Raw genomic sequence first — 14,419 nt, 5'->3', positions numbered from 1 at the left:
GCCATAACACTGTAGGGGCTGGCTGGCCAGCTCCTACAGGCACCGCAGTGAACCGATCACTGTGCAGCCTACGAACGCGGGACCAGATCCAGGCACACCGAATTGATGCAATACCGCAGGCCAGTCGGCGGCGGACCGTCCGGGAACACGTGCCCCAGGTGCGCATCGCACTTGCCGCAGACCACTTCCGTACGGATCATGCCGTGGCTGACGTCACGGATTTCGACCATGGCACTGTCGCCGATCGGTGCGTAGAAGCTCGGCCAGCCACAGCCGGAATCAAATTTGGTTGTGGAGTCGAACAACGGCTCATTACAGCAGACGCAGTGGTAGACACCGTCGATCTTGCTGTCGTTGTATTTGCCGGAAAACGGGCGTTCGGTGCCCTTGAGACGGCAAACGTTGTACTGTTCCGGATCGAGCATTGCCCGCCATTCTTCCAGGGTTTTTTCCAACTTTTCCATCATCACACCTCAGCAGCTGAAAAAGCCCGATCTGTACCTTTTCCACGGATCGGGCGGCACGTATGATTGCGCCTCGTCAAACGCCAGTCTGGCAGCCAGACCACGCGCATTCAAACGGATTTATGGATGCAGCCTCGCACGGCGTCAGCCTGTGTGAGGACGCAGGATTCCCAGTACGGTAGGTCAAATGCCGCCTGGATCGTTCATTTTCGGGAACACATCGCCATGCAGGTCAGCAAATCGAACAAGCTCGCCAACGTCTGCTATGACATTCGCGGCCCAGTGCTCAAGCACGCCAAACGCCTGGAAGAGGAAGGCCATCGCATCCTCAAGCTGAACATCGGCAACCCGGCACCCTTTGGTTTCGAAGCACCGGACGAAATCCTCCAGGACGTCATCCGCAACCTGCCGACCGCCCAGGGCTACAGCGACTCCAAGGGTCTGTTCAGCGCTCGCAAAGCCGTCATGCAGTACTACCAGCAGAAGCAGGTAGAGGGCGTCGGCATTGAAGACATCTACCTGGGCAATGGCGTTTCCGAACTGATCGTGATGTCGATGCAAGCCCTGCTGAACAATGGCGACGAAGTGCTGGTGCCGGCGCCGGACTATCCGCTATGGACCGCCGCAGTCAGTCTATCGGGCGGTAATCCGGTGCATTACCTGTGCGACGAGCAGGCCAACTGGTGGCCGGACCTCGCCGACATCAAGGCCAAGATAACCCCGAACACCAAGGCGCTGGTGATCATCAACCCGAACAACCCGACTGGCGCGGTGTATTCGAAGGAAGTGTTGCTGGGCATGCTGGAACTGGCGCGCCAGCACAACCTGGTGGTTTTCTCCGACGAGATCTACGACAAGATCCTGTACGACGACGCCGTGCACATCTGCACCGCTTCGCTTGCTCCCGACTTGCTGTGCCTGACCTTCAACGGTCTGTCCAAGTCCTACCGCGTAGCGGGTTTCCGTTCCGGCTGGATCGCCATTTCCGGCCCGAAACAGCACGCGCAAAGCTATATCGAAGGCATCGACATGCTGGCGAACATGCGCCTCTGCGCCAACGTGCCGAGCCAGCATGCGATCCAGACCGCCTTGGGCGGGTATCAAAGCATCAATGATCTGGTGCTGCCGCAAGGTCGCCTGCTGGAACAACGCAACCGCACCTGGGAACTGCTCAACGACATTCCCGGCGTGAGTTGCGTCAAGCCGATGGGCGCGCTGTACGCGTTCCCGCGCATCGACCCAAAAGTCTGCCCGATCCACAACGACGAGAAATTCGTGCTCGACCTGCTGCTCTCGGAAAAACTGCTGGTGGTCCAAGGCACGGCGTTCAACTGGCCATGGCCGGACCACTTCCGCGTTGTGACCCTGCCGCGCGTCGACGACCTGGACATGGCCATCGGACGTATCGGCAACTTCCTGAAATCCTACCGCCAGTAATGCTTCTGACCCTGTGCGACTTTTGCGAAAGTCGCACGCGGATCAATTCAGCAACATATCTTCATACCTCGCTGGACCTCGCCGCTCCCCACGCTGTGCACTAGAGCATTTCGATGCCGCGGCTAACAACGACAGGGCCTGCGATGCGAATCGGCTGACAAACACTTCCCGTATCCACGTCGGAAATGCCCTTCAAGCGACTAGACTTCGGCTGTAGGACACAGTTTGAAATAGTCACCCGGTTGAATAGCCCGGTGCAGCACCTTATATACCCCGCAGTACGCTACATCTTTAGCAAAAGGAGATTTCTACAACCATGATGCGCATCCTGCTGTTTTTGGCCACTAACCTGGCGGTCGTGCTGATTGCCAGCATCACCCTGAGCCTTTTCGGCTTCAACGGGTTCATGGCGGCCAACGGGGTTGATCTCAATCTCAATCAGCTGCTGATTTTCTGTGCGGTCTTCGGTTTCGCCGGTTCGTTGTTCTCGCTGTTCATCTCCAAGTGGATGGCGAAGATGAGCACCAGCACCCAAATCATCACCCAGCCACGCACTCGCCACGAGCAATGGCTGCTGCAAACCGTCGAGCAACTGTCCCGGGAAGCCGGGATCAAGATGCCCGAGGTCGGGATTTTCCCAGCCTACGAGGCGAACGCCTTCGCCACCGGCTGGAACAAGAACGACGCACTGGTCGCGGTCAGCCAGGGCTTGCTCGAACGATTCTCGCCGGATGAGGTGAAAGCCGTTCTGGCCCACGAAATCGGGCACGTGGCCAATGGAGACATGGTTACCCTGGCGCTGATTCAGGGCGTGGTGAACACCTTCGTCATGTTCTTCGCACGGATCATCGGCAACTTCGTCGACAAGGTGATCTTCAAGAACGAAGAAGGCCAAGGCATTGCCTACTACGTGGCGACCATCGTCGCCGAACTGGTGCTGGGCATACTGGCCAGCTCCATCGTCATGTGGTTTTCGCGCAAACGCGAATTCCGTGCCGACGAAGCCGGCGCACAGCTGGCCGGTACCGCCGCGATGATCGGTGCCCTGCAACGCTTGCGTGCGGAACAAGGTTTGCCGGTGCATATGCCGGACACCCTGAATGCCTTCGGTATCAACGGTGGCATCAAACAAGGGTTCGCCCGGATGTTCATGAGCCACCCGCCGTTGGAAGAGCGTATTGACGCATTGCGTCGTCGGGGCTGAGAAGCTCGGCAGTAAAAGAAAAGGCCCGCAGAAATGCGGGCCTTTTTTTGTCTGCTTGAACTGTGGGGGTGCTCAACCCGGCGAAGAGGCCAACAGACTCAATTCACCTTATCGGCTGGAAACCCGATAAACCCGCTCCTCAAGCCGCGTCACGCCACCCTCGGCGAACTTCCAGCTTTCCCCCAGAACATCCTGATCTTCCAGAATCTTCAACGCCCACATAGACCCAAACAACTGCTGTACCTCGTCATCGAGCACCGCAAACGGCGGGCCGTCCTTTTGTGTCTGGTCGTAGTCCAGAGTGATCAAAAGCCCCGCGGCTTCCTTTGGCAGAATACGGTTCAAATGAGCGGCGTACTCCTTGCGCATGGCTGGCGGCAAAGCAATCAGCGCCGCGCGGTCATACAGCCCGGCGCAATCAGCCACATCGCCGGCCGTCAACTCGAAGAAGTCACCGCACCACAACTCGATGGAACCTGCGCGATAGACCTTGAACGGCCCTTGCTCACTAATGTCCGGATCAAACTGATGCTCGTCGAAGAAATCTTCAACAGCTTTTTCCGACAGCTCAATGCCCAGGACTTCATGACCCTGGTGTGCCAGCCACAGCAAATCCAGACTTTTCCCACACAACGGCACCAGTACGCGCGCGCCCTCCTCCAGCCCCAATTGCGGCCAGAAACGTTGCAGATAAGGGTTCACTTGCGGCAAGTGGAAGCCGATCTGATTCGACTGCCACCGCTTGTGCCAAAACTCCGGCTGCATAAATAACCCCGAAAATTCGATCAAAACACCCTAAAACTTATATTAGATTTAGATCAATGATCTGACTGAAGATGGCCCCATCTTACTCTCAGGAGCTCATTCATGTTCCCCAGCCTTTATATCTCTCACGGCTCACCCATGCTGGCACTGGAACCTGGCGCCAGCGGGCCGGCCCTGGCACGTCTGGCTGCCGAGTTGCCGAAACCCAAGGCCATTGTGATTGTTTCCGCGCATTGGGAAAGCAACGAACTGCTGGTCAGCGGCAACCCGCAACCGGACACCTGGCATGACTTCGGCGGATTTCCCAAGGCGTTGTTCGAGGTGCAATACCCGGCACCGGGCGACCCACAGCTGGCGGCTGAGGTTGTCGAGTTGCTGAGACGCAGCGATTTGACCGCTCGCATCGACAGCAAACGGCCGTTCGACCATGGCGTCTGGGTGCCGTTGTCGCTGATGTATCCGCATGCTGACATTCCGGTAGTGCAGGTTTCGCTGCCAACCCGCGGCGGCCCGGCATTGCAGACCCGCGTCGGCGAGGCCCTGAGCAGCTTGCGCGAACAGGGCGTGTTGTTGATCGGCTCCGGCAGCATCACCCATAACCTGCGCGAACTGGACTGGCACGCCGGCCCGGAAAGCGTCGAGCCTTGGGCGAAGTCGTTTCGCGACTGGATGATCGAGAAACTCGAAGCGAACGACGAAGCCGCCTTGCACGACTATCGCCAACAAGCACCGAACGCCGTGCGCAACCACCCCAGTGATGAACACTTGTTGCCGTTGTACTTTGCCCGCAGTGCAGGTGGAAAATTCGGCGTGAGCCACAAGGGGTTCACCATGGGTGCCTTGGGCATGGACATTTACCGCTTCGGCTAACGGATGGGCCGAGCGCCGCGGCGGCCAGGTTCAGACCACATCGACGCCGACGTGAATCGCATCATGCCGCCAAAACTCCAGGTCACAGTCGATCAACCGCTCGTGTTGATCATAATTGACCCGGGCGATGCGTAATCCCGGACTCCCGACCGACACCCGTAACGCCGCCGCGGCATCCACCGACAAGGCTGTCGGCACGATCTCGAAACGCACTCGTCCGTAGTGCAAGTCGTAATGCCGGGCGTACAACTCGGTAATTGACTGATTCAGATCCCGTTCCAGAATCCCCGGAAAATACTGCGGATTGAGGTAGTGCTCCACGTACAGCACCAACCGCTCGTCAATCCGCCGCGCCCGGCAGACCTGAATCACGCTCGACAACGCCGGCAACTGCAACCAGGCACAGACCGCCGCCGAGGCTGGCTGCAACCGCGCCGAAATCACTTCGGTAGACGGCACACGCCCCTGAGCACTGACCATCGCGTGGAAATGACTGCGCTGCATCAGGTTGTAAGCCAGACGTTGCGGTGACACAAACCAGCCGCGGCGCTCCTCGCGATAAATCTGCCCTTGAGCCTCCAGCTGCAACAACGCCTCGCGCACGGTGATGCGGGTCGTGCCGAATAACTCACTGAGCTTGCGCTCCGCTGGTAATTTGCTGCCGGGTGCCAACAGTCCGTGATCGAGCTGCTCCTGAAGGACCTGCCCGATGGTGGTCACCGCTTTGGTTGTTTCGATGCGCATTAACGTTACCTATCTGGACTAGACCAGCACTGTTTCGGGGCGAAACGGCCCACTGAAATGGCGCCACCCACATTCCGCAAGCCTAGGCACTGCAGATGACCGACAGATGACAAAGGCGCTGAACGGTGCCGTAAAACGTCTGCAAGATCGCGGCCAAGCCCCTGCATATCAGCTCTTTAGCCATGGTCTACGCTTACCTGGAAGCCTGAGCGTCGTTGTACAAAAAATATAGGCGTACCGCTGGTCGACATCAAAATGTCATCGACGGCGACTAGATTGGCTCAGGTATTGCTGACCTAGACCAACACCACCGCAATCGCAGCGTTGAATACGACCAAAGGAGCTTCGGAATGAAAAAGCTTTTCCTGGCATCACTGTTAGGCTCGACCATTGCCCTGTGTACGGCAGCAATGGCCGCTGATGATTTGAAAACCCTGGAAGCCGCTGCGAAAGCGGAAGGCGCGGTCAATAGCGTCGGCATGCCCGATGACTGGGCCAACTGGAAAGGCACCTGGGAAGACCTCGCCAAGAATTACGGCCTCAAACACATCGACACCGACATGAGCTCGGCTCAGGAAATTGCCAAGTTCGCCGCAGAAAAAGACAATGCCAGCGCCGACATCGGTGACGTCGGGGCGGCCTTCGGTCCGATCGCGGTCAAGCAAGGTGTGACGCAACCTTACAAGCCGACGACCTGGGCGCAGGTTCCCGACTGGGCCAAGGACAAGGACGGCCATTGGGCACTGGCCTACACCGGCACCATCGCGTTCATCGTTAACAAAAAGCTGCTGCACGGTTCGGACTCACCGACCAAATGGGCTGACCTCAAAACCGGTAAGTACAAAGTCTCCATCGGTGACGTGAGCACCGCTGCCCAGGCCGCCAACGGCGTACTCGCCGCAGCACTGGCCAATGGTGGCGACGAGAAGAACCTGCAACCCGCGCTGCTGCTGTTCGCAGACATCGCCAAGCAAGGTCGCCTGTCCATGGCCAACCCGACCATCGCCACGATGGAAAAAGGTGAAATCGAAGTCGGTGTGGTCTGGGATTTCAACGGCCTGAGCTACAAGGCGAAAATGGCCAACCCGGATGACTACACCGTCCTGATTCCATCCGATGGTTCGGTGATTTCCGGCTACACCACCATCATCAACAAATACGCAAAAAACCCGAACGCCGCCAAGCTGGCTCGCGAATACATCTTCAGCGATGCCGGTCAGATCAATCTGGCCAAGGGTAACGCCCGTCCGATCCGTGCCGAGCACGTCACGTTGCCGGCAGACGTCAAGTCCAAGCTGCTGCCTAACGAGCAGTACAAAGGCGTGACGCCGATCAAGGACGCGGACGCGTGGGAAAAAACGTCCAAGGCCCTGCCGCAGAAGTGGAACGAAGAAGTCATCGTCGAGATGAAGTGACTCGGTAAACCCCACATTGGATGCTTGATGAAGGTCCAATGTGGGAGCGGGCTGAGTGAATTGCGACTATCTGTTTCGCGGAGTCCCGCCCCTATGAAGCACAACGTCATCCTTGTCGTGCTCGACGGCCTCAATTTCGAGGTTGCGCGCCACGCCATGGGGCACCTGCAGGCGTACGTTGGCGCAGGACGCGCGGCGCTCTACAAACTGGAATGCGAGCTGCCCGCCCTGTCCCGACCCCTGTATGAATGCATCCTGACCGGCGTTGCGCCGATCGACAGTGGCATCGTCCATAACAACGTTTCGCGTCTGTCCAACCAGCGCAGCATCTACCACTACGCCACCGAGGCGGGCCTGAAAACTGCCGCTGCGGCCTATCACTGGGTCAGCGAGCTGTACAATCGTTCGCCGTTCGTGGCTGCCCGGGATCGTCATACCGACAACCCCGAACTGCCGATCCAGCACGGTCACTTCTACTGGAACGATCACTACCCGGATTCGCACCTGTTCGCCGACGCGGAAAACCTGCGCCTGCGCCATGCGCCGAATTTCCTCCTGGTGCACCCCATGAACATCGACGATGCCGGGCACAAGCACGGCCTCGACACCGCGCAATACCGCAACAGCGCCCGTTCGGCGGACATCATCCTCGCTGATTACCTGCAAGGCTGGCTCGACGCCGGTTACCAGGTGCTGGTGACTGCCGACCACGGCATGAACAACGACCGCTCCCACAACGGCCTGTTGCCGGAAGAACGCGAAGTGCCGTTGTTCGTTCTTGGCGACGCCTTCAGTTTCAACGCGAATGCTGCACCGACACAGACTGAAATCTGCGGCACCATCTGCGAACTGCTCGGCGTGGCCCACGACAAACCCGTATGCCAGGAGCTGCTCAAGTGAATGCCATGACCCGCGGCAAATGGCTGGCCGCCTTGTACCTGGTGCCCTTCGCCCTGTTCTTTATCGTGTTCGAGATCGCGCCACTGGTCTGGGTAATGATCAACAGCCTGCAATCGGAAGAGTTCGGCTGGGGCATCGAAAACTTCACCAAGATCTTCAGTTCGAAGTTCTACTTGCAGGCGATCCAGTACAGCCTTGAGATCAGTTTCTGGTCCAGCGTGTTTGGCATCATCATCGCGTTGCTCGGGGCTTATTCCCTGCGCCGGGTCGACTCGAAGCTGCGCAATTTTGTCAACGCCTTCGCCAACATGACCAGCAATTTTGCGGGCGTGCCGCTGGCCTTTGCGTTCATTATTTTGCTGGGCTTCAACGGCAGTTTCACGATCATGCTCAAACAGGCGGGGATCATTCAGGATTTCAACCTGTACTCGAAAACCGGGCTGATCATTCTCTATACCTACTTCCAGATTCCTTTGGGCGTACTGCTGCTCTACCCGGCTTTCGATGCGCTGCGCGAAGACTGGCGCGAGTCCGCCGAATTGCTCGGCGCCAACGGTTGGCAATTCTGGCGGCACATCGGTTTGCCCGTGCTGACGCCGGCACTGCTCGGTACCTTCGTGATCCTCCTGGCCAACGCCCTCGGTGCCTACGCCACGGTGTATGCCCTGACGACCGGCAACTTCAACGTGCTGCCGATCCGCATCGCCGCGATGGTTTCCGGTGATATTTCCCTGGACCCGAACCTCGCCAGTGCACTCGCCGTGGTGTTGGTGGCGTTGATGACCCTGGTCACTGTCGTGCATCAGCTGCTGTTGAAGAGGAGCTACCATGTCTCGCGCTGAATTGGGCCCGGCCGGTGTCTATCACCGGGTCGTGGTGTACCTGCTGTTTGCCATTCTGCTATTGCCGCTGCTCGGGACGCTGATCTACTCGATCGCCAGCAGTTGGTCGGCGACCATTCTGCCCAGTGGTTTCACCCTCAAATGGTACATAGCGCTGTGGAGCGACCCGCGCTTCCTGCATGCGTTCGGCCAGTCGCTGCTGGTCTGCGTCGGCTCGCTGATTCTGTCGGTGGTGCTGGTTCTGCCGCTGCTGTTCGTGGTGCATTACCACTTCCCGAAACTCGATGCGCTGATGAACATCCTGATCCTGCTGCCCTTCGCGGTGCCGCCGGTGGTGTCGTCGGTGGGGCTGTTGCAGCTCTACGGTTCGGGGCCGTTCGCGATGGTCGGGACCCCGTGGATTCTGATCGGCTGCTACTTCACCGTGGCGCTGCCGTTCATGTACAGGGCGATCACCAACAACCTGCAAGCGATCAACCTGCGCGACCTGATGGACGCCGCCCAACTGCTCGGCGCCAGCACCTTTCAAGCGGCATACCTGGTGGTGCTGCCGAATTTGCGCAAGGGTCTGATGGTAGCGTTGCTGCTGTCGTTTTCGTTCCTGTTCGGTGAGTTCGTATTCGCCAACATCCTCGTCGGCACCCGCTACGAAACCCTGCAGGTCTACCTCAACAACATGCGTAACAGCAGCGGCCACTTCACCAGTGCGCTGGTGATCTCTTACTTCTTCTTCGTGCTGGTTCTGACCTGGGCGGCCAATATTTTGAACAAGGACAAAAGCGAATGAGCTATGTCAGCGTCCAACACCTGCAGAAAAATTATGCAGGCACTACGGTATTCAGCGATATCAACTGCGAAATCCAGAAAGGTGAATTTGTCACCCTCCTCGGTCCGTCCGGTTGCGGAAAATCCACACTCCTGCGCTGCATCGCCGGGCTGACCTCGGTGGATGGCGGGAAGATCTTGCTCGACGGTGTCGATATCGTGCCGCTAAGTCCGCAGAAACGCGGGATCGGCATGGTGTTCCAGAGTTACGCCCTGTTCCCCAACATGACCGTGGAGCAAAACGTCGCTTTCGGTTTGCGCATGCAAAAGGTTAACAGCGACGACAGCCAAAAGCGCGTCGCCGAAGTCTTGAAACTGGTGGAACTGAACGACTTCGCCGCACGTTATCCGCATCAGCTGTCCGGGGGCCAATGCCAGCGCGTGGCACTCGCTCGTTCACTGGTGACCCGGCCACGGTTGTTGTTGCTCGACGAACCGTTATCGGCGCTTGATGCGCGGATTCGTAAGCATTTGCGCGAACAGATCCGTCAGATCCAGCGCGAACTCGGCCTGACGACGATTTTCGTCACACACGATCAGGAGGAAGCGCTGACCATGTCCGACCGGATTTTCCTGATGAATCAGGGAAAGATCGTACAGAGCGGCGACGCCGAAACCCTCTACACCGCCCCAGTCGATGTGTTCGCGGCCGGCTTCATCGGCAACTACAACCTGCTGGACGCGGACAATGCGACAAAACTGCTGCAACGCCCGATCACCCATCGCATCGCGATTCGCCCCGAGGCCATCGAACTGAGCCTGAATGGCGAACTCGACGCGCAGGTGCGCAGCCACAGTCTGCTGGGCAACGTGATTCGGTACCGCGTCGAGGCGCGCGGCGTAGAACTGGTGGTGGACGTGCTCAACCGCTCGGCGGCCGATCTGCATCCCGATGGTCAGCGCCTGGCGCTTTCCATCGATCCGACGGCCCTGTGTGAGGTAGCTTGACGGCAGCTCCAAGCCGCAAGCCGCAAGCTGTAGAATGCGGCCCCCCAACCCACTTCTTGCAGCTTGAAGCTTGCCGCTTGAAGCTGTTCTCGGAGAGAACCCCATGCCCCTGGCAATTTTTGATCTGGACGAAACCCTGATCCACGGCGACTGCGCCACCCTCTGGAGCGAGCAAATGGGCCGCCTGGGCTGGGTCGATCCCGAGTCGTTCATGCGTCAGAACAACGAACTGATGGACGCTTACAGCCACGGCAAGTTGCGCATGGAGGACTACATGACCTTCAGCCTCGAACCAATGATCGGGCGCACACCTGAGGAGGTCGCCCATCTGGTCGGGCCGTGGGTGGAAGACTTTATCGAACCGATCATCTTCAGCGACGCGACAAAGACTATTGCCGCCCACCGCAAGGCCGGCGACCGGATTCTGGTGATCTCGGCATCGGGTACGCACCTGGTCAGACCGATTGCCGATCGCTTGGGCATCGACGAGATTCTCGGGATCGAACTGGAAGTGTTGCATGGCGTTTATAGCGGCCACACCGTCGGCACGCTGACCTACCGCGAAGGCAAGATCACGCGTTTGCTCGAATGGCTGGATGCGGAAGAGGAAAATCTGGAAGGCGCGAGTTTCTACTCGGATTCACGCAACGATTTGCCGCTGCTGTTGAAGGTCGATTTCCCACACGTAGTGAACCCGGATGCGGTATTGCTCGAACACGCCGAAAAAGCCGGCTGGCCGATCCACATCTGGAAGTAACCCAGCGCCCACAAAAATTGTGCCGTCCCTAGTTTCAGGTCAGGCTTTCATCGATCACCAACACCAACTTCCCCGCCACCGTGTTGCTCGCCAGCTCGGCAAACGCCGCTTCGGCGTCCTTGATCGGGAAGGTCCTGGCCAACTGCGGGCTCAACCGACCTTCGGCAAACAACGGCCAGACATGCTGGCTCAGATCACTGAACAAATCCGCCTTGAACTGCTCATCGCGACTGCGCAAAGTCGAACCCAGAAGTTGCACGCGCTTGGTCAGGACCTGCGCCAGATCAAGCCTGGCGTCACGGCCGCCCATCAGGCCGATCAGGACCCAGCGTCCATCAAGCGCCATCAGTTTGAGATTTAGCGCCGCGTAATTGCCGCCCACCGGATCGAGAATCACATCGAACGGCCCCAGGTCGCTCAAGCTGTCCAGGTCGCCGTTGCGAACCACGCCACCCTGCGCTCCCAGCGCCTCGCAGTACGCCAGCCGCTCGGCCGAACCGACGCTGACCCAGCACGGATTGCCGAACGCCTTGCACAGCTGAATGGCGGCTGAACCGATTCCACTTGCTCCGGCATGCAGCAGAACTTTCTCACCCGGTTTGAGCGCAGCCAATTGGAACAAATTCAGCCAGACGGTCGCATAGACTTCGGGGAGCGCCGCCGCCTCGGCCAAGGACAATCCTTCGGGTACCGGGAGCACGTGCCGTCCGTCGACAACCACCTCTTCGGCCATCCCGCCCCCGGCCAGCAAGGCGCAAACCCGATCACCCACCTGCCACGACGAGCCCGGGCCAACCTCGCTGATGACCCCGGAGCACTCTAGGCCCAGCACCGGACTGGCTCCCGGAGGCGGTGGATAAAGACCCGCTTTCTGTAACAAATCGGCGCGATTGAGGCCCGCTGCCGCCACCCGAATGCGAACTTGTCCTACATCACAGGTCGGACTGGGCTCTTCAAGCCACTCCACTTGACCTTCCACGCCTTGCAATGCTTTCACAGTGCCTCCATAGTGAGTCTGGACTGAGCCCGTAGCTGTAGCGCCGGGCTTTCTTGCATTATGCGACCGGCCCTTGTGGAACCGGCGACTTCAAAGACGGCCTAATATGCGTGATCAATTGTCCCCGCGTCGAATCAGCATGAAGCATTTTTTCCCCAGCACCGCCCTAGCCCTGTTCATTGGTATCGGCTTGTTGCCGATGTCGGGCAATTCGTTCGCAGCCAATAGCTGGGACAAGCTTCAGCCTGATCGTGACGAAGTGATCGCCAGCCTGAATGTCGTCGAGTTGCTGAAACGCCACCACTACAGCAAGCCACCGCTCGATGACGCGCGCTCCGCGATTATCTACGACAGCTACCTCAAGCTGCTGGACCCGTCGCGCAGCTACTTCATGGCCAGCGACATTGCCGAATTCGACAAGTGGAAGACCCAGTTCGACGACTTCCTTAAAAGCGGCGACCTCAATGCCGGGTTCACTATCTACAAGCGCTACCTGGACCGCGTCAAGGCGCGTCTGGACTTCGCGCTTGCGGAGTTGAACAAGGGCGCCGACAAGATCGACTTCACCACCAAGGAAACCTTGCTGATCGACCGCAAGGACGCCCCTTGGCTCAAATCCACCGCAGAGCTTGACGACCTGTGGCGCAAACGCGTCAAGGACGAAGTGCTGCGGATGAAAATCGCTGGCAAGGACCCCAAGCAGATTCAGGAAACGCTCACCAAGCGTTACAAGAATCAGCTCTCGCGCCTCGACCAGACCCGTCCGGAAGACATCTTCCAGGCGTACATCAACACCTTCGCCATGTCCTACGACCCGCACACCAACTATCTGTCGCCGGATAACGCGGAGAACTTCGACATCAATATGAGCCTGTCCCTCGAGGGTATCGGCGCCGTGTTGCAGAGCGACAACGACCAGGTGAAAGTCGTGCGCCTGGTGCCTGCCGGCCCGGCCGACAAGACTAAGCAGGTCGCACCGGCCGACAAGATCATCGGCGTTGCCCAAGGCAACAAAGAGATTGTCGACGTGGTCGGCTGGCGTCTGGACGAAGTGGTCAAATTGATCCGTGGCCCGAAAGGCACCATCGTCCGTCTGGAAGTGATCCCGGCCAGCAATGCGCCGAACGACCAGACCACCAAGATCGTGCCGATCACACGTGAAGCGGTGAAGCTTGAAGACCAGGCGGTCAAGAAGTCGGTGCTCAACCTGAAACAGGATGGCAAGGACTACAAGCTCGGCGTCATCGAGATCCCGGCCTTCTACCTCGACTTCAAAGCCTTCCGTGCTGGCGATCCGGACTACAAGAGCACCACCCGCGACGTCAAGAAGCTGCTGACTGAATTGCAGAAAGACAAGGTCGACGGCGTAGTCATCGACCTGCGCAACAACGGCGGCGGCTCCCTGCAGGAAGCGACCGAACTGACCAGTCTCTTTATCGACAAAGGGCCGACCGTTCTGGTGCGTAACGCCGACGGCCGGGTCGATGTGCTTGAAGATGAGAACCCGGGCGCGTTCTACAAAGGCCCGATGGCGTTGCTGGTCAATCGCTTGTCCGCTTCGGCTTCGGAGATTTTCGCTGGCGCCATGCAGGATTATCACCGCGCGTTGATCATTGGTGGCCAGACCTTCGGTAAAGGCACCGTGCAGACCATTCAGCCGCTGAACCATGGCGAACTGAAACTGACCCTGGCCAAGTTCTACCGGGTTTCCGGCCAGAGCACCCAGCATCAGGGCGTACTGCCGGATATCGATTACCCGTCGATCATTGACACCAAGGAAATTGGTGAAAGTGCCCTGCCGGAAGCCATGCCGTGGGATACCATCAAAGCGGCGATCAAGCCTGCGGTCGACCCGTTCAAACCGTACATCACTCAGCTCAAGTCCGAGCATGACGCACGTTCGGCCAAGGACGCGGAGTTCGTGTTCATCCGCGACAAGCTGGCGCTGGCACAAAAACTGATGCTGGAAAAAACCGTCAGCCTCAATGAAGCCGAACGTCGTGCGCAACACGCCGATATCGAAGCCAAGCAACTTGTGATGGAAAACATCCGTCGCAAGGCTAAAGGTGAAGAGCCGCTCAAAGAGTTGAAGAAAGAAGACGAAGACGCTATCGCGGCCGAGCCGGACAAGACCAAACCAGAAGACGATGCCTACCTGAGCGAGACCGGGCGGATTCTGTTGGACTACCTGAAACTCAACACCGCGGTTGCCAAGCACTGAGGTGACCTGCAAGTGATGGCGATTTAATGC

General features: G+C 58.5%; 14 protein-coding genes. 10 read left to right on the top strand and 4 right to left on the bottom strand.

From position 1 onward, the window contains the following. Positions 1-68: 68 nt before the first annotated feature. Entirely contained in the window at positions 69-464 is a 396-nt protein-coding gene (msrB, locus tag ACYZT4_RS01735) for a peptide-methionine (R)-S-oxide reductase MsrB (protein ID WP_461984759.1), read from the bottom strand. Between the two features lie 225 nt (positions 465-689). Here msrB and ACYZT4_RS01730 point away from each other — a divergent pair, with 225 nt between their 5' ends. Both ACYZT4_RS01730 and htpX read left to right on the top strand, forming a co-directional pair. Next, complete coding sequence (locus ACYZT4_RS01730; protein WP_034151309.1) at positions 690-1,901, top strand: pyridoxal phosphate-dependent aminotransferase; 1,212 nt, start codon at positions 690-692, stop codon at positions 1,899-1,901. Positions 1,902-2,217: 316 nt separating this feature from the next. After that, positions 2,218-3,105: a protease HtpX gene (gene htpX, locus ACYZT4_RS01725; protein ID WP_461984757.1), complete on the top strand. Its 888-nt coding sequence runs from the start codon at positions 2,218-2,220 to the stop codon at positions 3,103-3,105. A 108-nt stretch (positions 3,106-3,213) separates the two neighbouring features. Here htpX and ACYZT4_RS01720 read toward each other — a convergent pair whose 3' ends face one another. Next, a complete protein-coding gene (locus ACYZT4_RS01720) occupies positions 3,214-3,870 on the bottom strand; it encodes a thiopurine S-methyltransferase (RefSeq protein WP_461984755.1) in 657 nt (218 codons plus the stop codon). 102 nt (positions 3,871-3,972) lie between these two features. On the opposite strand from ACYZT4_RS01720, the gene ACYZT4_RS01715 reads away from it, so the two are divergent. Then, the gene (locus tag ACYZT4_RS01715; RefSeq protein WP_461984753.1) at positions 3,973-4,740 is read left to right on the top strand and encodes a DODA-type extradiol aromatic ring-opening family dioxygenase; all 768 of its coding nucleotides are present in this window, start codon (positions 3,973-3,975) and stop codon (positions 4,738-4,740) included. Between the two features lie 30 nt (positions 4,741-4,770). Here the strand turns inward: ACYZT4_RS01715 and ACYZT4_RS01710 are convergent, their stop codons facing one another. Next, positions 4,771-5,484 carry a UTRA domain-containing protein gene (locus ACYZT4_RS01710; protein ID WP_461984752.1) on the bottom strand — a complete coding sequence of 238 codons (714 nt, stop codon included), beginning with the start codon at positions 5,482-5,484 and terminating at the stop codon, positions 4,771-4,773. A 350-nt stretch (positions 5,485-5,834) separates the two neighbouring features. Between ACYZT4_RS01710 and ACYZT4_RS01705 the strand changes: the two genes are divergently transcribed. The 6 genes from ACYZT4_RS01705 (at position 5,835) to ACYZT4_RS01680 (ending at position 11,171) form a co-directional block, all read left to right on the top strand. Further along, entirely contained in the window at positions 5,835-6,899 is a 1,065-nt protein-coding gene (locus tag ACYZT4_RS01705) for an ABC transporter substrate-binding protein (protein ID WP_461984750.1), read from the top strand. 93 nt (positions 6,900-6,992) lie between these two features. Then, entirely contained in the window at positions 6,993-7,799 is an 807-nt protein-coding gene (locus ACYZT4_RS01700; RefSeq protein ID WP_461984749.1) for an alkaline phosphatase family protein, read from the top strand. A 5-nt stretch (positions 7,800-7,804) separates the two neighbouring features. After that, positions 7,805-8,641, top strand: a complete 837-nt coding sequence (locus ACYZT4_RS01695; RefSeq protein WP_461988511.1) for an ABC transporter permease — start codon at positions 7,805-7,807, stop codon at positions 8,639-8,641. Continuing rightward, on the top strand, positions 8,628-9,428 hold the full coding sequence (locus tag ACYZT4_RS01690) for an ABC transporter permease (RefSeq protein WP_461984747.1): 801 nt from the start codon (positions 8,628-8,630) through the stop codon (positions 9,426-9,428). The genes ACYZT4_RS01695 and ACYZT4_RS01690 overlap by 14 nt, the downstream gene beginning before the upstream one ends. Further along, the gene (locus ACYZT4_RS01685; protein WP_461984746.1) at positions 9,425-10,414 is read left to right on the top strand and encodes an ABC transporter ATP-binding protein; all 990 of its coding nucleotides are present in this window, start codon (positions 9,425-9,427) and stop codon (positions 10,412-10,414) included. The genes ACYZT4_RS01690 and ACYZT4_RS01685 overlap by 4 nt, the downstream gene beginning before the upstream one ends. Before the next feature lie 103 nt (positions 10,415-10,517). Continuing rightward, on the top strand, positions 10,518-11,171 hold the full coding sequence (locus tag ACYZT4_RS01680) for an HAD family hydrolase (protein ID WP_461984744.1): 654 nt from the start codon (positions 10,518-10,520) through the stop codon (positions 11,169-11,171). Positions 11,172-11,205: 34 nt separating this feature from the next. Here the strand turns inward: ACYZT4_RS01680 and ACYZT4_RS01675 are convergent, their stop codons facing one another. Next, on the bottom strand, positions 11,206-12,168 hold the full coding sequence (locus ACYZT4_RS01675; RefSeq protein WP_461984743.1) for a zinc-binding dehydrogenase: 963 nt from the start codon (positions 12,166-12,168) through the stop codon (positions 11,206-11,208). A gap of 139 nt (positions 12,169-12,307) precedes the next feature. On the opposite strand from ACYZT4_RS01675, the gene ACYZT4_RS01670 reads away from it, so the two are divergent. After that, a complete protein-coding gene (locus tag ACYZT4_RS01670) occupies positions 12,308-14,389 on the top strand; it encodes a carboxy terminal-processing peptidase (RefSeq protein WP_461984741.1) in 2,082 nt (693 codons plus the stop codon). The last annotated feature ends 30 nt before the right edge of the window (positions 14,390-14,419 follow it).

The sequence above is a fragment of the Pseudomonas sp. GB2N2 genome, from assembly GCF_054897705.1.
The sequence above is the reverse complement of the archived record's forward strand: the minus strand, read 5'-3'. Positions and strand labels throughout refer to the sequence as shown.